We start from the raw sequence: 23,161 nt of genomic DNA on the forward strand, positions 1-23,161 counted from the left end.
CGCTCAGCGCCCGGCCGCCCACTGCCGGATCCCGGCGGCGACGGCCTCGGCGTACCGCCGACGGCCCTCCTCCGACTCGATGAGCTCGGCCTCCCCGGGGTTGCGCATCTCCGCGAGCTCGAGGAGCACGGCCGGGCGCTCGGCCCAGTTCAGCGTGCCGAGGTCCGCCCGTTCGCTCAGGGCACCGGGGTAGCTCGACGACGGCGCGAAACCGGCGGCACCGAGAGCGGCGAGCAGGTCGGCCGCGAGCGCACGGGAGGGCTCCGCCTGGGCGTCGTTGAGCGGGGGCTCGGAGACGATCGCGAAGTAGCCGCGCACCTCGGGGTCCGCGGCGCCGTCGGCGTGGATCGAGACCAGCACGTCGGCGCCGGCCCTCCCGGCCGACTGCCCGCGCTCGTCGACGCACGGCCCGATCCCCGAGTCGTCCTCGCGGGTGAGGGTGACGGTGGCTCCGTCGGCGCGCAGGATCTCGCGCGCACGCAGGGCGACGTCGAGGGTGAACGCGTGCTCGGGGTAGCCCGACGCCGTGCTGGAGCCCACGGTGTTGCAGGCCTTGCTCCCGCCCCGGCCGTCGCCGACGGGGGCGTTGATCTGGGCCGGTGCGGCCGCGTTGCCGCCGTTGTGGCCGGGGTCGAGCACCACGTGGAGGTCGGCCAGCGGGCCCGGCTCCTCGGTGGGCGCGGGCGTGGCGGACGACGGCGGGTCGGGCGTCGCCGCGGGTCCGGCCGGCGGGCCTGGCGCGAGGTCGGGCGGGCGTGTACCGAGGTCGAGCGGACCCGCGCCGAGGACGAGACCGAGGGCGGCGACCGCCAGGACGGCGAGCGCGCCGAGAGCCACCAGGAGGGAGCGCACACGAGCCGACACGCGGCCCATCCTCACACCGCGACGGCCACCGGTGCGCGCGGAAGCGACGCGCGCCACCGCGCGCGGGAACGGGGACCGCACGCACGAACGTGGTGCGGGCGCTCAGCGCACCCGCACCACGTGTACCGGTCCGGCCGTGGCCGGCCGGCTGACTACTTCGCGCCGGGCGTCGGCCAGCACATCACGCACATCGTGCGCATGGCACCGTCGGACGCGGCCGTGGCAGGCGCCACCGACACGCCGACGAGGGCCGCCGCCAGGAGCACGCTGGCACCGAGCTTCTTGATCATTGTTGTCTCCCCTCCCCGAGGTACATGAGGCCCACGGCCTCCTTCCCTGATCATCGGGCCAAGAGCGGTCGGGAACTGCACCAGGGCCGTGGCAACTTCCGGTCATGGCACAAAGTTCCCCCACATCTCCGTATCGTGGTGGGCCCTCCGCCCTCCATGGGTGCCCCCAGGCCGGCACCAGGAGCCACGCGGGTCGACGACCTCCTCACCGCGACTGCCGACCGATCCCCGTACGATCGGGACCGGAAGCGCACGTCAGGAGAGCCATGTTCGAGCCACTCGGTCTCGATGAGACCGCGATCGCGGTCTACCGCGCGCTCCTGACGACGCCCGGGCTCAGTCCGCAGGGCCTCACGGTCGCCACCGGTCTCAACCCCGGCCAGGTGCACGCGGTGCTGGACCTCCTGGAGGAGAAGGGCTTCCTCCGGCGCTCGCACAACGACCCGGGTGAGCTGCGCACCGAGTCGCCGCTGGTCGCCTTCGAACGCCTCATCGGACGCCACGAGGAGGTGCTGCACCGCTCGCAGGAGCAGCTCAGCTCGATGCGGGCGGGCTCGGCCGAGCTGGTGGAGGAGTACCACCGTGTGCTCGAGCGCACGCGCCTCGGCCAGATCGAGCACATCGTGGCGACCGACGAGATCGTCGCCCGGGTCCTCGAGCTGGGACAGAACGCGGAGCGGTCCGTTGATTCCCTGCTGACGACGTCGCCCACCCAGCACCAGATCGAGCAGGCGAAGAGCGACGAGGCCGCCATGCTCGCCCGTGGCATGCGCCTCCGCTCGATCATTCCGGCTGCGGGCCGGCACGTCGATGGCGTCGTCGAATACGCCGCTTGGCTACAGGAACGCGGCGGCGCCGCCCGGACGGTGCTGTCGGTGCCGAATCAGACGCTGCTCTACGACGGCGAGGTCGCCGTCCTCATGTTCAACCACGCCGACTTCACCCGCGGGGCCATCGTCCTGTCCGCGCCGGGAGCCGTGGTCGCCCTCCAGTCCCTCTTCGACCTGCTGTGGGAGTCGGGCACGGACCTCGTCGAGCCGCCCAGCCTGGACGAGCTCCGGCCGGAGGAGCGCGAGCTGCTCCAGCTCCTCGGCCGCGGGATGAAGGACGAGGCCGTGGCACGCGCCCTCGGCATCTCCATCCGCACGGTCCGGCGGATGATCAACATCCTCAGCGAGCGGCTCGACGCACCGAGCCGGTTCACCCTCGGGGCGCGCGCCCACGAGCGCGGCCTCATCTAGCCACGATCGCCGAGGAGCTCCTCCATCCGGTCGCGCGGCCCCTCGGAGCGCACCGCCTCGACGAGGACCTGCGGGTGGCGCGGGCCGGCGTCGGTGACGCGGTGGCGGGCGACCACGTCGAACCCGGCCGCACGGAGCTCGCGCACGACGGTGGCGACGGTGACCACCCGCAGGCGCGAGGTGCACACGACGACGTCCTCGGCGCCCTGCTCGATCGGCAGTACGGTCAGCCGCCAGGTCGGAGAGCCGGGCTCCCAGTACTCGTGGACGCGGAAGACCCTCCCGCTCGGTGCGACGACGACGCGCTCGACCTCCACCGGCAGGTCCTCGGCGCCGTGGTCGACGGCGCTGACGACGAGCCGGCCCTCGGGGAGGAGGTGCCGGCGGGCGCAGGCGAACATCGACGCACGCGCAGCGGGCTCGTACGAGCCCAGGGTCGGCGACGCCACGACGACCGCCCCGAAGCCCGCCTCGAGGGTGTAGGTCCACGGGTCCGCCCGGACCACCTCGAAGGACGAGCGCAGCCGGGCCGGGCCGAGGGCGACCCGCCGGCGCACCGCGTCGAGGACGACCTCCGACCGGTCGAGCGCGGTGACGCGGCGGCCGAGGGAGAGCAGCGGCACGCTGAGGCGGCCCGCACCGACGGCGAGGTCCAGCACGGGCCCGTCGACGCCGAGCACAACCCGCAGCAGGGCGTGGATCTCCCGGAGGTCGCCGTCGGCGACGTCGCCCAGGGTCAGTGCGCCGACGTCGTCGGTGAGCTCGCGGACGTCGATGTTCCCGCCGAGGGAGGCGACGATGCGCCCGGCGTGGCCGGGGATGCCGTGCGCCGCCGCGCCGGGGTGGTGATAGGTACGAGCAACGGTCGGGACGGCCATGGCGGCACCACCTCTCGGCCGGGCGACCCGGCGGACGGCTCTACCAGAAGAAGGGGACGCGGCGCTCCTCGGGACCCAGGAGGGTCTCGAGGGCGATGAGGATCCCGGCGGCGCCGGAGCTGAGGTCGACACCCCGGGCGACGTCCAGGTCCGTGCCGCCCAGCAGTCCGAGCCGCTCGAGGTGGGGGCGCATGAGCGCGCGCCGCTGGACGGCGGTGTCCCACGGGGTGCGACGGAGGTGCCACAGCGCGACGGCGGTGCCCGCCGCCCCGTCGAGGAGGCCGGGGCGCTCGGGGACGTAGCACTCGCAGGCCGTGGCGATCCACTCCTGCGCGTCGCCGAGCCAGCCGGCGTCGAGGTGGCCTGCGGCCTCGCGCAGCACCATGGCGAGCCCGGCGCTGCCGTTGCCCAGGAGCGGCTCCTGCCACCACAGCGGGGAGGCGTTCGCGTCGCTGAGCGGGCCCCAGCCCAGCAGGGCCAGGTCGTGCAGGAGCGCGACCTCGATGGGAGCGAGGAGCGACTCGTCCTCGGAGACCTCGTACAGGTCGAGCAGGAAGAGGGCGGCTCCGGCGCCGCCACGGAGCACACCCGCGCCGTGCCGTCCGGCGCCGAGCCGGACCGTGAGCTCGCCGGCGATCGAGGCGAGGCGGTCCATGAGGGCGCTCTCGTCCAGGATCGGGGCCCGCTCGAGCAGGGCGAGGCCGAGCCCGGAGAGGCCCCGTGCCACCGAGACGTCCAGCGGCCCCAGCGGCGCGGCGTCGACCGTCCGCCACAACTCCTCGGCGGCGTCCGCGCGGCCGAGACGGGACAGCGCCAACGCCACGCCGCTCGCGCCGTCGAAGAGGCCGGGCCGGCGCGGGTCCACGCGCACGGCCGAGCGCTCGAGCCAGTCCACGAGCTCCGTGGGGACGTCCACACCGGACTCGGCGAGGGCCCACAGCACGCCGGCGGCGCCGCGCCCGAAGGTCACCGCGGCCTCGCCCGACGGGCCGGGGAAGAGCCGGTCGGACCGCTCGGGGGTGGCCGTGGCGAGGATCTGCCGCACGAGGCGGTCCCGGGTCGAGCGGTAGGCGGGGGCACCGCGGTCGGTGAGGTCGACGACGGTGCCCCGCCCGCCCCGGCGGACCGGCGACCGGACCGGCTCACGCGTGAGCAGGTCGATCACCTCGCCGGAAGCAGCCCCGGACGGGACCACAAGATTCGCCATGCGGGTGCGCGACCCCGTCACCGCTGCACGGCGCTGCTCGAACGGGTGCGTCCTGGCCTCGATCATGGCGGGCCCCCTCTCGTGTTCCTCGTCCGGGTGATCGCCCCGGACCCCTCCAGATCAGGTGCGACACATCGAAACTACGAGGCGGGGAGAGCCGGTACCAGCCCTGGACGAGGCACGTCCGTGCCATGGCACGTTCATGCCACGCCCAGGGCCTCCGGGACAGACCCGGCGGCGGCCCGGCGCGCGGGCCGTCAGCCCCAGACGAGAACCTGGGCCGGATCCTCGAGCACGCGCGCGACGTCGGCGAGCAGCCGCGACCCGAGGGCGCCGTCCACGAGGCGGTGGTCCATCGACAGCGCCAGCTGGGTGACCCAGCGGGGCCGGACCTTGCCCTTGTGGACCCACGGCTGGCGCCTGACCGAGCCGAACGCCAGGATCACCGACTCCCCCGGGTTGAGGATCGGGGTGCCGGTGTCGATGCCGAAGACGCCGACGTTGGTGATGGAGATCGTCCCGTCCGACATGTCCTGTGGCGTGGTCTTCCCGGCCCGGGCGGTCGCGGTGAGGTCGGCGAGCGCCACGGCGAGGTCGTGGAGCTTCATCCGGTTGGCGTTCTTGATGTTGGGAACGACCAGGCCCCGCGGCGTGGAGGCCGCGATGCCGAGGTTCATGTAGTGCTTGTAGACGATCTCCTTGGTCTGGTCGTCCCAGCTGGCGTTGACCTCCGGGTGGCGGCGCACCCCGTGGATGAACGCCTTCATGACGATGAGCAGGGGGGTCACCCGCACGTCGGCGAACTCCCGGTCGGCCCGGAGGCGCTCGACGAGCTTCATCGTCTTGGTCACGTCGACGGTCTGGAACACGGTCACGTGCGGGGCGGTGAAGGCGGAGGAGACCATCGCCTCGGCCGTGCGGCGCCGGACGGCCTTGGCCGGCACCCGCGTCTGCCGGCCGTCCTCGGAGACCGTCCCGCCCGCGAGCCACGGCTCCTCGTCGCCGGGGTAGGTCGCCAACGGCCTGGCCTCGGTCTTGGCCTGCTGGGCGACGACGTCCTCGCGGGTCACGATGCCGCCGGGCCCGGAGCCCCGGACCACCGTGAGGTCGACGCCGAGGTCCTTGGCGAGCTTGCGCACCGGCGGCTTGGCCATGACGCGCAGCCCGGCGGGGCCGTCCGCCGTGGGCGGCGTGGCCGCGGAGCCGGTGCGCTGCGTGGCCGACGACGGGCGAGCCGTGGCGGGCGGCGCGGCCGGCCCGCGCGCCGGCGCCGGTGCCGGTGCCGGCGCCGGCGCCGGTGCCGGTGCGGGAGCCGGTGCAGCTGCCCGTGCCGGTACAGGTGCGGGAGCCGAATCCGGGGCCGCCGCGCGTCGTGGCCGCCGCGCGGCCGTCGCCCCCTTGGTCCCGTACCCCACCAGCACGCTCCCGGAGCTGTCGTCCGCCCCCGCCTGCGAGGCATCGGTCGTCTGCGCCGGCCGGTCGGCGGGCGGCTCGCCCGGCGCGCCCCCGGGGTCGGTGTCGATGACGATGATCGGCGTCCCGACGTCGACCGTCGCCCCCTCGGGGACGAGGAGCTCGTGGACGAGTCCGGCGTAGGGGCTGGGGAGCTCGACGACCGACTTGGCCGTCTCGATCTCGCACAGCTGCTGGTCGACGGCGACGGTGTCACCGACCGCCACCGCCCAGGTGACCAGGTCGGCCTCGGTCAGGCCCTCACCGACGTCGGGGAGTCGGAACTGCTGGTAGCTCGGCACACGTGCTCCTTCAGTAGGCGAGGGCCCGGTCCACGGCGTCGAGGACGCGGTCCAGACCGGGGAGGTAGGCCTCCTCGTTCGCGCTCGCCGGGTAGGGGGTGTGGTAGCCGCCCACCCGGAGCACGGGGGCCTCGAGGGAGTAGAAGCACCGCTCGGCGACCCGGGCGGCGATCTCGGCGCCGGGGCCGAAGAACACCGGGGCCTCGTGAACGACCACGAGCCGGCCGGTCCGGGCGACCGAGGCCTCGACCGCGCCGAAGTCGATCGGCGAGATCGAGCGTAGGTCGATGACCTCGAGCTCGTGGCCCTCCTGCGCGGCCACCTCGGCGGCGGTGAGCATCGTGCGCACGGCAGGGCCGTACCCGACGAGGGTGAGGTCGCGCCCCGGCCGCACGGTCCGGGCGGAGTGCAGACCGGTCGTCAGGGCGTCGGCGCCGAGGTCGACCTCGGCGTCGAGGTCCGCCTCGCCCTTCTCCCAGTAGCGGGCCTTGGGCTCGAGGAAGAGCACGGGGTCCGGCGAGGCGATGGCCTGCTGGATCATCGTGTAGCCGTCCGCGGCGGTGGCGGGGCTGACGATCCGCAGGCCGGCGGTGTGCGCGAAGAGCGCCTCGGGCGACTCGCTGTGGTGCTCGACCGCGCCGATCCCGCCGCCGTAGGGCACGCGGATGACCACGGGCATGGACAGGTCCCCGCACGAGCGGTACGTGAGCTTGGCCAGCTGGGTGGTGATCTGGTCGTAGGCGGGGAAGATGAAGCCGTCGAACTGGATCTCGCAGACCGGCCGGTACCCGGCCATGGCGAGCCCGATGGCGGTGCCGATGATCCCCGACTCGGCCAGGGGCGTGTCGACGACCCGGTCGGGGCCGAAGTCCTTCTGTAGGCCGTCGGTGACGCGGAAGACCCCGCCGAGCGGGCCGATGTCCTCACCCATGAGGAGGACCTTGTCGTCGCGCTCCAGGGCGCGGCGCAGGCCGGCGTTGACGGCCTTCGCCAGGACCGTCGTGCTCATCGGGTCTCCTCGAAGGCGGCCTCGAAGGCCTCGGCCTCGGCGCGCTCGGCGGCGACCAGGGGGTGGTCGGCGGTGTAGACGTGGTCGAACATCGCGCCCGTGGGCGCTGCCTCGAGTCCCCGGCAGTAGGAGCGTGCGGCGTCGGCGACGGCGTGGGCCTCGTCCTCGACGTCGGCCAGGAAGGCGTCGTCGGCCAGACCCTCCTCGCGCAGGTGGGCGCGCATGCGGGCGATGGGGTCGCGCTCACGCCACAGGTCCTCCTCGGCCCGGTCGCGGTAGCGCGTGGGGTCGTCGGAGGTGGTGTGGGCACCCATCCGGTAGGTGACCGCCTCGATGAAGGTGGGGCCGGAGCCGGAGTGGGCCCGCTCGAGGGCGGCCCGGGTCACGGCGTAGCAGGCGAGCACGTCGTTGCCGTCGACGCGCACCGAGGGGATCCCGAACCCGGACCCGCGCTGGACGAGCGGGACGCGGCTCTGGGTGGTCGTCGGGACGGAGATCGCCCAGTGGTTGTTCTGGAGGAAGAAGACCACGGGAGCGTTGTTCGAGGCCGCGAAGACGAGCGCCTCGTTCGTGTCGCCCTGGGAGGTCGCGCCGTCGCCGAAGTAGACCACCGCTGCCCGGTCCCGGGCGGGGTCACCGGTGCCGACGTCACCGTCGCGCTGGATGCCCAGGGCGTAGCCGACGGCGTGCAGCGTGTGCGCCCCGATGACGAACGTGTAGATGTTGAAGTTGTGCGCCGCGGGGTCCCAGCCGCCGTGCCGCACGCCGCGGAAGACCGGGAGGAGCTCGCCGAGGTCGAGCCCCCGCACCCGGGCGACCCCGTGCTCACGGTAGGCCGGGAAGACGAAGTCGCGCGCGGAGAGGGCGTGGGCGGAGCCGACCTGCGCCCCCTCCTGGCCCAGGGAGGGGGGCCACAGCCCCAGCTCACCCTGACGCTGCAGCGCGGTGGCGGTGTTGTCGAACGTGCGGGTGACGACCATGTCGCGGTACATGGTCCGCAGGGCCTCGGCGTCGAGGTCCGCGACGAGCGGCGAGTACGTGGGTTCCTCCACGCGCCGGCCACGGGGGTCGAGGAGCTGGACGGTGCCGGGTTCGGCCTCGTGGGACCCGGCAAGGGCGGTGAGCGGCTCGGTCAAACGAAACCCTCCTCGAGCGACGGCGCACGGTGCGCCGCACGGTACACCGGGTCGGTCCGCCGCGCCCGCCCCAGGGGTGGCGGGCCGGACGCGGCGGCGGTCCGGTACCGCATGGTGACGGGCCCCGGACGGACCTACGCAAGCGTAGGCTACGCAACCGTAACCTCGTCTTTGAGGAAACCTCCAACGATCGGCGGCCCAGCCTGGTCGCGACCCCCAAGACGCATGCGAGTTCCACAGTGCGGTGCGGCTGGGGCACGCGAGAGCCTACGGCCCGGCCGGGACCTCGGTCCCGGGGGACGGCACCGGCGCGGCTGGTAGACGTGGCGCGTGCCCACTGCCCGTCCCGCCACCCGGTCCGCCGACCACGAGCCGACCACCCCCGGACGGCCACGACCGGCCGGCAGGCGGCGTCGCCCACCCGGCTGGGTGCCGGACCAGCACGGGGCCTGGGCCATGATCGTCCTGCCCGTCGGGGCCGGTATCGCCCTGGCCGGCCCCGCCTGGGTGCACCTCCCCCTGGTGGCGACCTGGTGGACCGGGTACCTCGCCTTCTACGCCACGGGGCTGTGGCTGCGCTCGCGGCGCCGGCCGCGCTACCTGCCGCCGGTGCGCGTGTACGGGACGGCGACGGCGGCGCTGGGGCTGGCCCTGCTGGTCCTCGCGCCCCACCTCGCGTGGTGGGCGCTGCCCTTCGCGCCGCTCGTCGCGGTGACCCTGTGGTCGTCGGCGCACCGGCGGGACCGCTCCCTGCTCAACGGCGCCGTCACGGTCTTGGCGGCCGGGCTGACGGCCGCGGTGGCCTACGACGCCGGGACCTCCGGTCACGGCGGCCTGTGGAGCACCGGGTGGCTCGCGGCGGGCGCGACCACGGCGCTGCCGGGCGCGTCCCCCGACGGCTCCCTCACCGGCTGGGCGTGGGCCTGGCTCGTCACGGCGCTGCTCACCGCGTACTTCCTCGGGACGATCCTCTACGTCAAGACCAACATCCGCGAGCGCGGGAACCGGGCCTACCTCCTCGCCTCCGTCGGCTTCCACCTGCTGGGCGCGGCCGGGACGGCGGCGCTCGCCGCGGCCGGCACGCTCACTGCGGCGCACGCCGGGGTATGGGTCGCGCTCGCCGCCCGGACGGTCGCCGTGCCGGTCCTGGCGGCGCGGCGTGGTCGTCCCGTGCGGCCCATGGCCCTCGGGCTGGGCGAGGTGGTCCTGTCCGTGCTGGTGACGCTGACGCTGCTGCTGGGCTGACGACGGTGCGGGGCTGACGACGCCGGGCCGAGCAGCTCAGCGCGTCGCCGGGACCGCGGCGTCGGCACCGAGGTCGGCGAGCCAGTGCCCCGCCACGCGGAGGAAGAGGTCGTTGCCCTCCGGCTCGCCGACGGAGACCCGCACGCCGTCGCCCGCGAACGCCCGCACGAGCACGCCCTGCTGCCGGGCGACGTCGGCGAACGCGCCGGCCTGCCGGCCGAGCGGCAGCCAGACGAAGTTGCCCTGCGCGTCGGGCACGTGCCAGCCCTGCTCGGACAGCCCCGCCAGGACCCGCTCCCGCTCGAGGACGACGTGCTCGACGCGCTCGCGGACCTCGTCCGCGGCGCCCAGGCCCGCCAGGGCCGCCGCCATGCCCATGACGTTCACGCCGAACGGGGTCGAGGCCGCCCGGAAGCCGCGGGTCAGGCGGCGCCGGGCGAGGGCATACCCGACCCTCAACCCGGCGAGGCCGTAAGCCTTGGAGAAGGTCCGCAGCACCACGAGGTTGCGGTGCCGGGCGAGCAGCGCGGGTCCGTCCGTCGGGTCGGGCGTGCGGACGAACTCGATGTAGGCCTCGTCCAGGACCACGAGGACCGAGGGCGGGACGACCTCGAGGAGCTCCTCCACCTCGGCGGCGGTCAGGGCCGGTCCGGTGGGGTTGTTCGGGCTGCAGAGAATGAGCGCCCGGGTCCGCTCGGTGACGGCGGCCGCCATCGCCGGCAGGTCGTGGCGCCCCTCGACGTCGAGGGGCACGGCGACGGGCCGGGCACCGGCGACCTGGACGGCGATGGGGTAGGCCTCGAAGGAGCGCCACGCGAAGACCACCTCGTCCCCCGGGGCGCACACCGCCGTGAGCACGTGCGCCAGGACGGCCACCGAGCCGTTGCCCACCGTCACACGCTCGGCACCGACGCCGTGCACGGCGCCGAGGGCCTCGGTGAGCTCGGTGGCGTACATGTCCGGGTAGCGGTTGACCTCGGCGGCCGCGGTGTCCAGGGCCGCCACGACGGACGGCAGCGGCGGGAAGGGGATCTCGTTGCTCGACAGCTTGAACACCTGACGCCCGGCCGCGGGCCGGGCCCCGGGGACGTACGCAGGCAGGGATTCGATGTCCGGCCGCAGGCCCGGACGCGAGGACGCCATGGCTCAAGGATGCACCACCGTGGGGCGCCCCGGCGGCGCGCGTCCGGTGGCAGGATCGGTGCCATGACCTTCCTCGTGCGCCTCGTGGTCAACGGCCTCGCGATCTGGTTGACGACGTTCATCATCGACGGGATCGACCTGCCCGCCGCGTCCACGACCGGTGAGCAGGTGCTGACCGTCGCCGTCGTCGCGCTGGTGTTCACGCTGGTGAACATGATCGTCCGGCCGGTCGTCGCCCTGCTGTCGCTGCCCTTCTACATCCTCACGCTCGGCCTGTTCTTCGTGGTCGTCAACGCCCTCATGCTCATGCTCACCGGGTGGATCACCGGGTTCACCGACTTCGGGCTCGTCGTCGACGGCTTCGTCCCCGCGCTCCTGGGCGGCGTCGTCATCGCGGTCGCCGCCTGGATCCTGCACGCCCTCATCCCCGGGGACCACCGCTGAGGTCTCACCGCTCGGTCCGCCAGGCCTCGAACACCATCGACTCCGTCCGTGCGCCCGGCACCGTCGCCGCACGGGCGGCCGCGTCCTGCTCCAGCCAGCGCCGGACCGCAGGGTCGTCGACCTCGGCGAGCCGCTCGGCCGAACGCGCGTAGCCGTCGCGGTCGTGGGGCTCGTCCGCCCCGCCGTCGACGGCGACCGTGAGGTGGGCGTTGGGCTGGCCGTCGAGGCCGACGGTGACGTCGCGGACGTCCTCGAGGCTGAGCGTCGAGACCGCCGCGTGCACCTGGACCGGCCCGAGCGGGCTCCCCGCCGTGAGCACGGAGTCGACGGTGAACCGGGCCGTGACGAGCGGGTCCGCGGCGAGTCGGGCGGCCACGAGCCCGCCCTGGCTGTGCCCGACGAGGCTGACGGGCTCCCCAGGCGCGACACCCGAGGCATCGAGGGCGGTGACGACGGCCCGCTCGACGTCGGTGCGCCGCCCGGCGAGCGCGAGGAGGTTCGTGGCGTTGTCCATGGGGTTCGCCCCGCCGGCGAGGGGAGCCTGCGTACCGGGGATGATGACCGTCCAGTGCCGGCGCCCACCGGGTGTCGTGGTCCGCAGGACCTCGACGGCGCCGGTGCCACGGCGGCGGACGTCACGCTCGAGGGCGGCGAGCCTGCCGAGCAGGTCCGCGGGCGTGCGGGGCAGCTGCACCGGGCGGGCGAGGGTGGTCAGGTGCGCGAGCGCACCGAGCGTTCCCGGTGGCCCGACACGATCCCGTGGACCGCGGGGTGCCGTCGCGGCGCCGGCGGCACCGCGCATGGGGACGACGGGGGCGGGCGAGACGGCGAGGCCGGACAGGCGCCGTCCTCCCTGGGCGACCAGGCCGACCGCGGAGAGGGGGCCGTAGGCGGCGAGCGCGGTCCGCTGGACCGGGGTCAGGCCCGCGACGGCCACCGGCTCGCCGTCCACCAGCACCTGGCCGCGGGTGACGTCGTCGTCGAGGTACTGGGCGTACCGCGCGAACGCCGCCGTGTGGCGCTGCGCCACGACGGCGCCGGGGAGCGGGCCCGCCAGGGCCGCGGCCGCCGAGCCCGCATGACCGACCAGGCGCAGGGCGTCGGCACCGACCACGACGGCGCCGGCCTGCCACGGCACGAGCCCGGGTGGCGCGACCGCGCCGAGGACCCGCCACCAGGGCGGTGCGAGGAGCGTCGAGACCTCCCGCTCGGCCTCGGCGTACCAGACCCGCTGGAGGTCGAGGTCGTCGGCCAGCCCGCGCACCGCCCCGGCCAGCGCCGGGAGCGACCGGCCGACGCCGAGGACGTCCTCGAGGTGACGGCCGGCCTCGATGGCCGGGAGGACCGCGGCGGCGTGGTAACGCATCACCTGCCCGGCGGCGGCCGCGGCGTGCGCCCGGGACCGGTCGATCTCGCCCGCCGCGGCGCGCAGGAGTGCCGCTCGCGCGGCGAGCTCGTCGGTGTCCACGGCCACCCGCCCCCCGCCGGTGACCATGACCCGCGTGCGCCACGGGTGCGGGGTCCACGCCGGCGTGGTGTCGCCGTCGCGGGCGAGCACCCCCACCTAGGACCACCGCGCCGCGAGGTCCGCGTCCGCGGCGCCCGCCGCACGCTCGGCGGCGTCGAGCACGTGCCCGAGCGACAGCGCCTCCAGCACCAGTCCGGTCACCGCATCGGCGTAGGCCGCCGCACCCGGGCCCGTCCACGTGGCGGGACCAGCGGCCCGGAGCAGCTCGATCGCCGCGTCGAGCGCGTCCCGGGCCACCAGGATGTCGGTACGCAGCCCCGAGCCGGGGTCGCACATCAGCGCCATCGTCCCTCCTCGTCTCGTGCGCCCCACTCCCGCCGCACCACGCACCCGACCCTCCGCCGCACGCTAGGCCGGGCGGGCCGCCGCACCGGTCCGCGGCCCTTCCGGCCTGTTGACGACCGCGGCCGGCCCGCCCCCTGTGCGGGAACGGACACCCGTGCGGGAGGATCCGGCGGTGGACACCTTCCTCAAGCACGACTCCGGGCAGGCGGGAGCCACCCGCTTCGAGGCCGCCGGGCTCCGCTGGCGCGCCGAGGCCCCGGGCGGCGCGGACGTCGTCACGATCGTCGACGAGAGCCCCGGGCGGCTCGGGACCCGGCGGCTCACCGAGGGCGCGCCCGGCGCCGCCGACGCCGAGGCGTTCGGCCGGGCCCTGGCCCGCACCCACGCGGCCGGTGCCCCGCACCTGGGCTGCCACCCGGCGGGGTGGTCCGGGGACGGGTTCATGGGGCGCGCGTCCCTGCCGCTCCGGGACGCCGCGCCGCCGCGTCCCGGCGCCGGGTGGGCGCCGTCCGGTGGCGCATCCGGCTCCTGGGGGGATTTCTACGCCGCCGACCGGGTCCTGCCGTACCTGCCCGCCGCGGTCGCGAACGGGTCGGTGGACCGCGACGGCGACCGTGCGCTCCACGCCCTGGCCGAGCGACTGACCGAGGGCGTGCTCGACCACCCGCAGCCCGCGCTCGTCGCCGGGCCGGCGGCGCGCCTCCACGGGGACCTCTGGGGCGGGAACGTGCTGTGGGCGGTGGCGGGTCGGGTGCGCTGCACGCTCATCGACCCCGCCGCCCACGGCGGCCACGCCGAGTCCGACCTCGCCCAGCTCGCGGTCTTCGGGGCGCCGCACCTGGAGCGGATCGTCGCGGCCTACGACGAGGTCTCGCCGTTCGCGCCCGGCCGGCCCGAGCGGGTGGGGCTGCACCAGCTGCACATCCTGCTCGTGCACGCCGCCCTCTTCGGCGGCGGGTACGGGTGCCGGGCCGTCGCGGTGGCCGCCCTGTACCTGTGAGGCGCCGGGCGGTCGGCTCGCCGGGGACGTCGCTCAGGCTCGGGGCTGGCGCTCCGCCCAGTCGCCGAGCGCGACGCGGGGCCCGGTGTAGAACGGGATCTCCTCACGCACGTGCCGGCGGGCACCGACGGGCCGCAGGTCGCGCATGAGGTCGACGATCCGGTGCAGCTCCGCCGCCTCGAACGCGAGGATCCACTCGTAGTCGCCCAGCGCGAAGGCGGAGACGGTGTTGGCGCGCACGTCCGGGTAGTCGCGGGCGGCCATGCCGTGCTCGCGGAGCATGTCGCGCCGCTCCTCCTCCGGCAGCAGGTACCACTCGTAGGACCGCACGAACGGGTACACGCACAGGTACGCGCCGGGGTCCTCACCGGCCAGGTACGCCGGGACGTGCCGCTTGTTGAACTCGGCCGGCCGGTGCAGCCCCACGACCGACCACACCGGCGCGAGGTGCGCGCCGAGGGCGGAGGCGAGGAGCCGGTGGTAGGCGTCCTGCACGGCCTCGACGGTCGGGGCGTGCCACCACACCATGAGGTCGGCATCCGCCCGGAGCCCCGCGACGTCGTAGAAGCCCCGCAGCACGACGCCGGCGGCGGCGACCGCAGCCTCGGCGTCGGCGACGATCGCCGCCCGCTCGGCGGCGTCGTCGGGCAGGGGCTCGGCCGTGGCGAAGACCGACCACATCGTGTAGTCGATGCCGGCGTTGATGCTCTCGACGTCGGCACCCTCGCCGATCCGTGCGGGGCTGGGCTGGCTCATGGGTCGGGCTCCTCGGGAGGGTCGGGCTGGTGGTGGTGTGCCGGACGGCGGTGCTCGGGTCGCCTCAGACGGCGGCGCGGGTGACGGCGGGCGCGTCGTCCGGCGCCTGGCAGGCGGCGGGGACGCCGCTGTCGACGCCGGCCCGGAGGCGGCAGCAGCCCGGCCTGCAGACGTCGCGCCACGGTCCGAGCGCGCCGACGGCGGCCCGCTCGGGGACGTCGCCCCGCACGGTGGCCGCACGCTCGAGCAGGAGGTCGACCAGGCCGGCGACGAACTCCGGCGCCGTGCCCACCGTGGCGGCGCGCTCCATGCGCAGCCCCAGCTCGTCGGCGGTCTCCCGCGCCTCGACGTCGAGGTCGTAGATGACCTCCATGTGGTCGGAGATGAAGCCGATGGGGGCCACGACCGCCGCCGCTGCGCCGTCGGCGTGCAGGGCGGTGAGGGTGCGGCTGACGTCCGGCTCGAGCCACGGGGTCACGGGGGTGCCGGAGCGGGAGCAGTACGCCAGCTCCCAGGGCACCGGGCGGCCCAGCCGCTCGCCCACCTGCTGGGCGACCAGACCCGCGACGTCGAGGTGCTGGGCGGAGTAGCTCGCGGCCGTCTCCACGCCGGAGCCCACCTCCATGGGGGTGGGGATGGAGTGGGTCACGAAGACCAGCGGTGCGGCCGGCCGGGGCCGGCGCCCCCCGTCGGCGTCGGCGGCGCTGTCGCCGTCACCGGCGGCAGCGTCGAGGCGCTCGTACGCGGCGGTCACCGCCTCGACGTTCGCGGCGACGAAGCCCGGGTGGTTGAAGTAGGCGCGAACCTTGTCCACCTCGAGCTCGCGCCCCTCCGCCGCGAGCGCGGCGAGCGAGGCCGCGATGTTCTCCCGGTACTGCCGGCAGCCCGAGTACGACCCGTAGGCGCTGGTGACCAGGGTGAGCACCCGGCGCGCGCCGGAGTCGTGCAGCTCCCGCAGGGCGTCGGTGAGGAACGGGTCCCAGTTGCGGTTGCCCCAGACCACCGGGGTGTCCACGCCGCGACCGGCGAGGTCCTCCCGCAGCGCTGCGAGGAGCGCCTTGTTCTGGTCGTTGATGGGGCTGCGACCGCCGAAGTGGTAGTAGTGCTCGCCCACCTCGGCGAGGCGCTCGTCGGGGATGCCGCGGCCGGCCGTGACGTTGCGCAGGAACGGCACGACGTCCTCGGGCTTCTCCGGTCCCCCGAAGGAGAGCAGCAGCACGGCGTCGTAGGGGGACAGGGAGGGCATGTCGCTCGCTCTCATGCGTCAGCCGGCTGCGCCGGCACGGGGAGGTGGGTGGCGCGCTCCGACCGGAGGTCGGGCTCACGGGCAGGGCCGACGGCGTGACCGGGTTCTCGGGCGGGACCGGCCACGTGCCCCGGCTCGGGGACGTGACCGGCGACGTGACCGGGCTCGTGCGGGTGTCCGGGGGCGTCGGCGACCGGGTGCACCGCACCCGCCACCCCGGGCAGGCTCAGGCCGAGGACCTGCTCGAGAGCGAGCAGGTACTCCTCGCCGCGACCCTGACGCCCGGCGGTGCGCGCCCGGACCGTCGGCTCGTGGAGCAGGCGCGCGGCGAGGCGGCGCAGGGCCTGGGCGGCCTTGTCCGCGGGGATGGCACCGTCGGCGGGCAGGCGCTCGATCTCGGCGGCGACGGCGTCGGCCACCGACTCGCGCAGGGCCACCACGGCCTGGTCCATGCGCCGGCCGGCGTGGTCCTCGAGGAGCTCCCGCACGGCGTCGTCGACGATCTGGCGGGCGCGGGCGATCTCGGCGGCGGTCGCGGCCGGGGCGTGCTCACGCACGGTCGGCAGGTCGACGAGGAGGACGCCGTCGAGGTCGCCGACCTCCTCCTCGACGTCGCGGTGCAGGGCCAGGTCGACGACGACGAGCGGCCCGTCCTCCGGCCGGCGGGCGGCGACCGCGGCGGCGACGAGGTCCACCCGCAGGACCGGGGTGCCCGTGCCGCGCACGGTGACGACGAGGTCGACGCCGGCCAGCGCGGCGGCGAGGTCCTCCTCCGCGACGACGACGCCGTGTCCGGCGGCGAAGTCCCGCGCCCGCCCGGAGGCCGACCACACCGCGACATCGGTGACGCCGCGCTCGCGCAGCGCGGCGAGGGAGGCCCCGGCGTAGGAGCCGGTGCCGACGAGCAGGGTGCGGCGCCCGGCCAGGGAGGCACGCGGGACGGCGGGGTCGTGGGGGTCGGCGGCGGCCGCGTGCTCACGCTCGCACGCGAGCGCGCCGGCACGGGCGGCCGCGAGGTCGAGCGCGACCGAGACGACCGAGAGCCCCGCCCGGGCCAGGTCCGTGGCGACCGCCACCTGGCGGGAGGTGCGGGTGGCGCGCTGGAGCGTCTTCTCCAGCAGCGGCGAGGTCGTGCCCGCCTCGCGGGCGGCGCTCAGGGCCCGGCGGACCTGGCCGGTGATCTCCCGCTCCCCCACCACCATCGAGTCCAGCCCGGCGGCGACCTCGAAGAGGTGCCGGACCGCGGCGTCGTCGGTCTCGGCCCGCATGAGCCGGGCGACCTCGGCCAGGTCGGTGCCCGAGCTGCGCGCCACCGCCTCCTGGGCGGCCCGCGCGGCCTCCTCGGGGCTCTCGGCCTCGACGTAGACCTCGAGCCGGTTGCACGTGGCCAGGACCACGGCACCGGCCACGGCAGGGGAGGACGCCACGACCTGGGGGCCGACCTCGTGGGCACCCGTGCTCAACCGCTCGACGTCGGTGAGGTTCAGGTCGTGGTGATTCGCCGAGAGCATCAGGAGTACCACGTCCCCCCTAGTGAACCATTTCCTCGGGGGGCGGGCACAATGGCCCGGTGACGGATTCGACGACCACGGCCCCTGCCCAGGAAATGACGGCCCCCGCCCTGCTCGAGGCCTATTCCGGACGACGCCCGGAGCGCCTGCCGGTGTGGTTCATGCGCCAGGCCGGCCGCTCCCTGCCCGAGTACCGCGCCCTGCGCGAGGGCGTGGGGATGATCGAGTCCTGCCTGCGCCCGGACCTCGCGGCCGAGATCACGCTGCAGCCGGTGCGCCGTCACGGCGTGGACGCCGCGATCTTCTTCTCCGACATCATGGTGCCGCTGCACCTGGCCGGCGTGGACGTCACCATCCAGCCCGGGGTGGGGCCGGTCGTGGCCGAGCCCGTCCGCTCGGCGGCCGACGTCGACCGGCTCGTCGACCACCAGCCCGGGGACGCCTCCGCCGTGGCCGAGGCTGTCCGGATCGTCGTCGCCGAGCTCGACGAGACCCCGCTCATCGGCTTCGCGGGCGCCCCCTTCACCCTGGCGGCCTACCTCGTCGAGGGACGGCCCTCGCGCGACCACCTCGCGGCCCGCACCCTCATGCACGCCGACCCCGAGTCCTGGCGGCGCCTCATGCGGTGGGCGGCGGACATCAGCGCCGACTTCGTGCGCACCCAGGTCCGCGCCGGCGCCCGCGCCGCCCAGCTGTTCGACTCCTGGGCGGGCGCCCTGTCCCTGGACGACTACGCCTCCCACGCCGCGCCCTTCAGCGCCCGCACCCTGGCCCAGGTCCGCTCCCTCGGCGTGCCGGTCGTGCACTTCGGCACCGGCACCGGCGAGCTGCTGGGGGCCATGCGTGACGCCGGCGCGGACGTCGTCGGGGTCGACTACCGCATCCCGCTGGACGAGGCGAACCGCCGCCTCGGCGGCACCACGGTGCTGCAGGGCAATATCGACCCGGCGCTCCTCGACGCCCCGTGGGACGTCCTCGAGGCGCACGTGCGCGACGTCGTCGAACGCGGCCGCTCGGCGCCCGCCCACGTGGTCAACCTCGGCCACGGCGTGCCGCCGGGCACCGACCCCGACGTCCTGACCCGCCTCGTCGCCCTGGTCCACTCGCTGTGAGGCGGGCCGTCCGCGCCGCCGCGGCCGGCCCGCACGTCCGCGGGGACGCCCGCGCGGACGTCGTCGTCGTCGGCGGCGGGATGGCCGGGCTGAGCGCCGCGCACGCGTTTCTCGCCGAGGGGCTCCGCCCGGTGGTGCTCGAGGCGTCGTCCGCGGTCGGTGGTCTCGTCGGTTCCGGCGTCGTCGGCGGGTACGAGCTCGACCTCGGCGCCGAGGCCTTCGCCACCCGCCGGCCCGAGGTCGGCGACCTCGTCCGGTCGCTCGGGCTGGAGGTCGTCGAGCCCGGCGCCGGTTCCTGGGTGTGGACGCCCCAGCGGGCCTTCCGCATCCCGGTGCGGACCCTGCTCGGCGTGCCCGCGGACCTCGGCGCGGCCGACGTCGTCGCCGCGCTCGGCCCCGAGGCGGCGGCGGCCGCGGCCGCGGCCGACGCCGGCCTACCCGCCCACGTGGGCGCCGACGCCGCCGACGTGGCGACCCTCGTGCGCACCCGGATGGGGCAGGTGGTCCTCGACCGGCTCGTCACCCCGGTGGCGGGCGGCATCCACTCGGCCGACCCCGCAGACCTCGCCGTCGACTCCGTCATGCCCGGGCTGCGGGCCGCCCTGACCGAGCACGGCACCCTCGCCGGCGCCGTGGCGGCGCTCGTCGACGCCACCCCCGGCGCGGCCGCGGCGAGCACCGCCGGAGGGCTGTTCCGCCTGCCCCGCGCCCTCGCCGCGGCGGTCCGGGCCGGCGGCGGTGAGGTCCGCACCGGCGCCACCGTCACGGGTCTGCACGCGGTCGACGGCGGGTGGACGGTCGACGTCGACGAGGCCGGCGGCCGGTCCCGCGCCACCGCGGCCCACGTGGTCCTCGCCCTCCCCGAGGGTCCGGCACGGGAGCTCCTCGCCGGTGTCCTGACGCTGCCCGACGCGCCCGCGGCGGGCGGGTCGACCATCACCCACGTCACCCTCGTCGTCGAGGCGCCGGCGCTCGACGCCGCCCCCCGGGGCTCCGGCCTGCTCGTCCCCCCAGGTGCGACGGGGGTGCGCGCGAAGGCGCTCACCCACGTGAGCGCGAAGTGGCCGTGGCTGCGTGAGGTCACCGCCCCGGGCGTCCACGTCCTGCGGGTCTCCTACGGCCGGCACGGCGAGCGCACCGACGACGTCGGTGCCGCGGCGGCGCTGGCCGACGCCACCACGCTGCTCGGCGTGCCCCTGGGCCGGGTCCTCGACCACCGGGTCGTGCGACGGACCGGGGTCCTGGCGTCCGCCACACCGGCCCACCGGGCCTACGTCACCACGGTCCGCGCCAGGGTCGCCGAGCGGCCGGGCCTCCACCTCGCCGGGGCGTGGGTCGCCGGCACCGGCCTGGCGGCCGTCGTCGCGCAGGCGCAGTCCCTGGCGCGGTCGGTCGCGACCGACCCGATGGAGACCGCCGGGGCCGGGGCCGGCGACGGCGTCGGCGTCGGCGATGCACGAGCGTCCGGCGGGGCCGCGGAATGACCCACGGAATGACATTTCCAGGAACGTCCTGGACGACACGGAGAAATGTGACGCGGACCGCACGTCAATGCGTCGTGACAATCCGTCAGAAAACGAGGTGACACCGTGCCAGAAAACCGCCTCGACAATTCCCCCGGCCCTGGTGACACTGGGGCGGTGAGCTCGACCCTGCGCCTCGGCACCCGAGGCAGCGACCTCGCCCTCACCCAGTCCACGACGGTCGCGGAGGCGCTCGCCGCGAGCTCCGGTCTGGACGTGCGGCTCGTGCGCATCCGCACCGAGGGTGACCGCTCCACCGCGTCGCTGACCACCCTCGGTGGCACCGGCGTGTTCGCCGCGGCCCTGCGCGAGGCGCTCCTCGCCGGCGACATCGACGTCGCCGTCCACTCCCTCAAGGACCTGCCCTCCGCCCCCCTGCCCGGGCTCGAGATCGCTGCGGTCCCCGTGCGGGAGGACCCCCGCGACGCCCTGTGCGCCCGCGAGGGCTGGACGCTGGCGACCCTGCCCGGCGGTGCCCGGGTCGGCACCGGGTCCCCCCGCCGGGCCGCCCAGCTACGCCTGGCCCGTCCGGACCTCGCCGTCGTCGACATCCGCGGCAACGTGCCCACCCGGCTGGCCCGCGTGGCACCGGGCGACCTCGACGCCGTCGTCCTGGCCGCGGCGGGGCTGAGCCGCCTGGGGCTCCTGGCCCACGTCACCGACCTGCTGCCCACCGACGTCATGCTCCCCGCCCCGGGCCAGGGGGCGCTGGCGGTCGAGTGCCGGGCCGAGGAGCACGCCGCGCCGCTCGCCGCGGCCCTGCGCGGGCTCGAGGACCCCGCCACCCGCCTGGCGGTCGTGGCCGAGCGGGAGGTGCTGCGCGTCCTCGAGGCCGGCTGCACCGCCCCCGTGGCCGCCCACGCCCGTGTCGACGACGCGGGCCGCCTGCTGCTGACCGCCGGCGTGTTCGGTGGTGACGGGCTCATCCGGTCCGGCGCCGCACCCGTGCCGGCAGACGAGCAGGGCCTCGAGGCCGCGCGCGAGCTCGGCGCCGCCCTCGCCCACGAGCTGCTCGCCGCCGGGGCCGTCGAGCTCGCGGGTCTGCTGCCGCGCAGCGACGCCTCGTCGGGCCGGCCGTGAGGCACCGCTGGTGAGCGACCTCGCCGGCGCGGTCGTCCTCGTGCCCCGCCCGGCCGCCGACGACCCCTTCGTCGTCGCGGTGCGGGAGGCGGGCGGCCGGCCGCTCCCCGCGCTCCTCGTCCGTACCGTCCCGGCGCCGTCGACCGCCCTCGACGACGCCCTGCGTGCCCTGCAGGCCGGCGCCCACACCTGGCTCGCGGTCACCTCGGCGGTGACCGTCGACGTGATCGCCGAGCGGGCCCGCGCGCTGGGGGCCACCCCGGCGGAGCTCACCGCCGGTGCCCGCGTCGCCGCCGTCGGGCCGGCCACCGCGGACGCGCTTGCGGCGGTAGGGGTCCGGGCCGACCTCGTCCCGGGGCAGACCGCGAGCGCCGAGGCGCTCCTCGCCGCGTGGCCGGAGCCGGACGGCGGCTCCGTGCTGCTCCCCCGGTCCGCTCTCGCCGCGCCCACCCTGGCGCAGGGCCTGCGGGCGCGCGGCTGGCGCGTCAGCGACGTCGTCGCGTACACCACCGTCCCCGCGCCCGGGCCGGACCCGGCCGTCGCCGCCGCCCTCACCGCCGAGCAGGTCGACGCCGTCCTGCTCACCTCGGGGTCGGTCGCCCGGGCGCTCGTGAGCCTGTACGGCCGCCCGCCGGCACGGACGCTGCTCTGCGCGATCGGCGCGAGCACGGCCGCCGCGGCCGCCGCCGCCGGCCTCACGGTCGCCGCCGTCGCCTCGGCCCAGAGCCCGGCCGGGCTCGTCGGCGCCGTCGCCGCCGCCCTGCACCCGACCACCTCGCCCACGCCGCCCACGCCGCCCACGTCGACCACGTCGACCGCCCCGAACCAGGAGGAGCCCCGGTGACCACCCGCGAGGAACCCGCCCGCCCCCGCACCGCCGCACCGGCGACCGAGCCGGCCTACCGTCCGGTCGACCGGCCGCGGCGGCTGCGCGCGACCCCCGCCCTGCGTCGCCTCGTCGCCGAGACCCGGGTCGCCCCCGCCGACCTGGTCCTGCCGATGTTCGTCCGCGAGGCGGCCACCGAGCCGGTGCCCATCGGGTCCATGCCCGGTGTCGTCCAGCACACGACGGACACGCTGCGGCGGGCCGCGGTCGAGGCGGCCGAGGCCGGCGTGGGCGGGGTCATGCTCTTCGGCGTCCCCGCCACCCGCGACGCCACGGGCACCTGCGCGACCGACGAGGACGGCGTCCTCAACGCCGGTCTGCGGGCGCTCGTGGCGGAGGTCGGCGACGCCGTCGTCGTGATGTCCGACCTGTGCCTCGACGAGTTCACCGACCACGGGCACTGCGGGGTGCTCGACGCCGCGGGCCGGGTGGACAACGACGCGACGCTCGTGCGCTACCAGGAGATGGCGCTCGCGCAGGCCGCGACCGGCGCCCACGTGCTCGGGCTCAGCGGGATGATGGACGGCCAGGTCGGCGCCGTCCGGGAGGTGCTCGAGGGCGCCGGGTACACCGACACCGCGATCCTGGCTTACTCGGCCAAGTACGCCTCGGCCTTCTACGGCCCGTTCCGCGAGGCCGTCGACTCCCAGCTCCGCGGTGACCGCAAGACCTACCAGATGGACGTGGCCAACCGGCGCGAGGGTCTGCGCGAGGCCACGCTCGACCTCGCCGAGGGCGCCGACGTCGTCATGGTCAAGCCCGCCCTGGCCTACCTCGACGTCCTCGCCGAGGTCGCGGCGCTCTCGGAGGTGCCGGTGGCCGCCTACCAGGTCTCCGGGGAGTACGCGATGGTCGAGGCCGCCGCGGCCCAGGGCTGGCTCGACCGCCGGCGCACCATCGAGGAGACCGTGCTGTCCATCCGCCGCGCGGGCGCCGACGTCGTGCTGACCTACTGGGCCACCGAGCTGGCCCGCTGGCTACGGTGAGCCCCGAGCACATCCGCACCACGCCCCCGTCCCGAGG

At 76.0% G+C, this 23,161-nt stretch carries 22 protein-coding genes; 9 read left to right on the forward strand and 13 right to left on the reverse strand.

The features are described 5' to 3' along the window. Window positions 1-3: 3 nt before the first annotated feature. The gene (locus EDD32_RS05140; protein ID WP_170175218.1) at window positions 4-864 is read right to left on the reverse strand and encodes an N-acetylmuramoyl-L-alanine amidase; all 861 of its coding nucleotides are present in this window, start codon (window positions 862-864) and stop codon (window positions 4-6) included. A gap of 152 nt (window positions 865-1,016) precedes the next feature. Continuing rightward, window positions 1,017-1,154, reverse strand: coding sequence for a hypothetical protein (locus EDD32_RS18765; RefSeq protein ID WP_170175219.1), 138 nt, complete (start codon window positions 1,152-1,154; stop codon window positions 1,017-1,019). Window positions 1,155-1,420: 266 nt separating this feature from the next. Here EDD32_RS18765 and EDD32_RS05145 point away from each other — a divergent pair, with 266 nt between their 5' ends. Next, window positions 1,421-2,395 (forward strand): helix-turn-helix transcriptional regulator, encoded by a 975-nt coding sequence (locus EDD32_RS05145; protein WP_170175220.1) that lies wholly within the window; start codon window positions 1,421-1,423, stop codon window positions 2,393-2,395. Here the strand turns inward: EDD32_RS05145 and mpaM are convergent. The 5 genes from mpaM to pdhA form a co-directional block, all read right to left on the reverse strand. Then, a complete protein-coding gene (mpaM, locus tag EDD32_RS05150) occupies window positions 2,392-3,273 on the reverse strand; it encodes a daptide-type RiPP biosynthesis methyltransferase (protein ID WP_123915404.1) in 882 nt (293 codons plus the stop codon). The genes EDD32_RS05145 and mpaM overlap by 4 nt on opposite strands. A 40-nt stretch (window positions 3,274-3,313) precedes the next feature. Further along, window positions 3,314-4,546: a glycoside hydrolase family protein gene (locus EDD32_RS05155; RefSeq protein ID WP_123915407.1), complete on the reverse strand. Its 1,233-nt coding sequence runs from the start codon at window positions 4,544-4,546 to the stop codon at window positions 3,314-3,316. A 191-nt stretch (window positions 4,547-4,737) separates the two neighbouring features. Continuing rightward, on the reverse strand, window positions 4,738-6,234 hold the full coding sequence (locus EDD32_RS05160; RefSeq protein WP_123915410.1) for a dihydrolipoamide acetyltransferase family protein: 1,497 nt from the start codon (window positions 6,232-6,234) through the stop codon (window positions 4,738-4,740). Between the two features lie 10 nt (window positions 6,235-6,244). Then, window positions 6,245-7,243, reverse strand: coding sequence for an alpha-ketoacid dehydrogenase subunit beta (locus tag EDD32_RS05165; RefSeq protein ID WP_123915413.1), 999 nt, complete (start codon window positions 7,241-7,243; stop codon window positions 6,245-6,247). Then, entirely contained in the window at window positions 7,240-8,379 is a 1,140-nt protein-coding gene (gene pdhA, locus EDD32_RS05170; RefSeq protein ID WP_123915416.1) for a pyruvate dehydrogenase (acetyl-transferring) E1 component subunit alpha, read from the reverse strand. Before pdhA ends, EDD32_RS05165 begins: the two co-directional genes overlap by 4 nt. Before the next feature lie 429 nt (window positions 8,380-8,808). Here pdhA and EDD32_RS05175 point away from each other — a divergent pair, with 429 nt between their 5' ends. Beyond that, complete coding sequence (locus EDD32_RS05175) at window positions 8,809-9,624, forward strand: YwiC-like family protein (protein WP_281274909.1); 816 nt, start codon at window positions 8,809-8,811, stop codon at window positions 9,622-9,624. Between the two features lie 36 nt (window positions 9,625-9,660). Here EDD32_RS05175 and hisC read toward each other — a convergent pair whose 3' ends face one another. Continuing rightward, on the reverse strand, window positions 9,661-10,767 hold the full coding sequence (hisC, locus tag EDD32_RS05180) for a histidinol-phosphate transaminase (RefSeq protein ID WP_123915422.1): 1,107 nt from the start codon (window positions 10,765-10,767) through the stop codon (window positions 9,661-9,663). Between the two features lie 63 nt (window positions 10,768-10,830). Here hisC and EDD32_RS05185 point away from each other — a divergent pair, with 63 nt between their 5' ends. Further along, window positions 10,831-11,211: a phage holin family protein gene (locus EDD32_RS05185; protein WP_123915425.1), complete on the forward strand. Its 381-nt coding sequence runs from the start codon at window positions 10,831-10,833 to the stop codon at window positions 11,209-11,211. A 4-nt stretch (window positions 11,212-11,215) separates the two neighbouring features. Here the strand turns inward: EDD32_RS05185 and EDD32_RS05190 are convergent, their stop codons facing one another. Continuing rightward, the gene (locus EDD32_RS05190) at window positions 11,216-12,775 is read right to left on the reverse strand and encodes a hypothetical protein (protein ID WP_123915428.1); all 1,560 of its coding nucleotides are present in this window, start codon (window positions 12,773-12,775) and stop codon (window positions 11,216-11,218) included. Further along, window positions 12,776-13,024: a hypothetical protein gene (locus EDD32_RS05195; protein ID WP_123915431.1), complete on the reverse strand. Its 249-nt coding sequence runs from the start codon at window positions 13,022-13,024 to the stop codon at window positions 12,776-12,778. 172 nt (window positions 13,025-13,196) lie between these two features. Here EDD32_RS05195 and EDD32_RS05200 point away from each other — a divergent pair, with 172 nt between their 5' ends. Beyond that, window positions 13,197-14,024, forward strand: coding sequence for a fructosamine kinase family protein (locus tag EDD32_RS05200; RefSeq protein ID WP_123915434.1), 828 nt, complete (start codon window positions 13,197-13,199; stop codon window positions 14,022-14,024). A gap of 33 nt (window positions 14,025-14,057) precedes the next feature. Here EDD32_RS05200 and hemQ read toward each other — a convergent pair whose 3' ends face one another. The 3 genes from hemQ to EDD32_RS05215 form a co-directional block, all read right to left on the reverse strand. Next, window positions 14,058-14,780: a hydrogen peroxide-dependent heme synthase gene (gene hemQ / locus EDD32_RS05205; RefSeq protein WP_123915437.1), complete on the reverse strand. Its 723-nt coding sequence runs from the start codon at window positions 14,778-14,780 to the stop codon at window positions 14,058-14,060. Window positions 14,781-14,844: 64 nt separating this feature from the next. Further along, window positions 14,845-16,026, reverse strand: coding sequence for a ferrochelatase (locus tag EDD32_RS05210; RefSeq protein WP_246005983.1), 1,182 nt, complete (start codon window positions 16,024-16,026; stop codon window positions 14,845-14,847). An 11-nt stretch (window positions 16,027-16,037) separates the two neighbouring features. Continuing rightward, window positions 16,038-17,537 carry a glutamyl-tRNA reductase gene (locus EDD32_RS05215; protein ID WP_123915443.1) on the reverse strand — a complete coding sequence of 500 codons (1,500 nt, stop codon included), beginning with the start codon at window positions 17,535-17,537 and terminating at the stop codon, window positions 16,038-16,040. Window positions 17,538-17,632: 95 nt separating this feature from the next. Between EDD32_RS05215 and hemE the strand changes: the two genes are divergently transcribed. The 5 genes from hemE (at window position 17,633) to hemB (ending at window position 23,124) form a co-directional block, all read left to right on the forward strand. Beyond that, window positions 17,633-18,649 carry a uroporphyrinogen decarboxylase gene (gene hemE / locus EDD32_RS05220; RefSeq protein ID WP_123920190.1) on the forward strand — a complete coding sequence of 339 codons (1,017 nt, stop codon included), beginning with the start codon at window positions 17,633-17,635 and terminating at the stop codon, window positions 18,647-18,649. Further along, window positions 18,646-20,133 carry a protoporphyrinogen/coproporphyrinogen oxidase gene (locus EDD32_RS05225; protein ID WP_246005984.1) on the forward strand — a complete coding sequence of 496 codons (1,488 nt, stop codon included), beginning with the start codon at window positions 18,646-18,648 and terminating at the stop codon, window positions 20,131-20,133. The genes hemE and EDD32_RS05225 overlap by 4 nt, the downstream gene beginning before the upstream one ends. A 156-nt stretch (window positions 20,134-20,289) precedes the next feature. After that, window positions 20,290-21,252: a hydroxymethylbilane synthase gene (gene hemC / locus EDD32_RS05230; RefSeq protein ID WP_123915446.1), complete on the forward strand. Its 963-nt coding sequence runs from the start codon at window positions 20,290-20,292 to the stop codon at window positions 21,250-21,252. Window positions 21,253-21,262: 10 nt separating this feature from the next. Continuing rightward, window positions 21,263-22,096: a uroporphyrinogen-III synthase gene (locus EDD32_RS05235; RefSeq protein ID WP_170175221.1), complete on the forward strand. Its 834-nt coding sequence runs from the start codon at window positions 21,263-21,265 to the stop codon at window positions 22,094-22,096. Further along, window positions 22,093-23,124 (forward strand): porphobilinogen synthase, encoded by a 1,032-nt coding sequence (gene hemB / locus EDD32_RS05240; RefSeq protein WP_123915452.1) that lies wholly within the window; start codon window positions 22,093-22,095, stop codon window positions 23,122-23,124. The genes EDD32_RS05235 and hemB overlap by 4 nt, the downstream gene beginning before the upstream one ends. Window positions 23,125-23,161: the final 37 nt, after the last annotated feature.

This window comes from Georgenia muralis (genome assembly GCF_003814705.1).
Taxonomy (GTDB): Bacteria; Actinomycetota; Actinomycetes; order Actinomycetales; family Actinomycetaceae; genus Georgenia; species Georgenia muralis.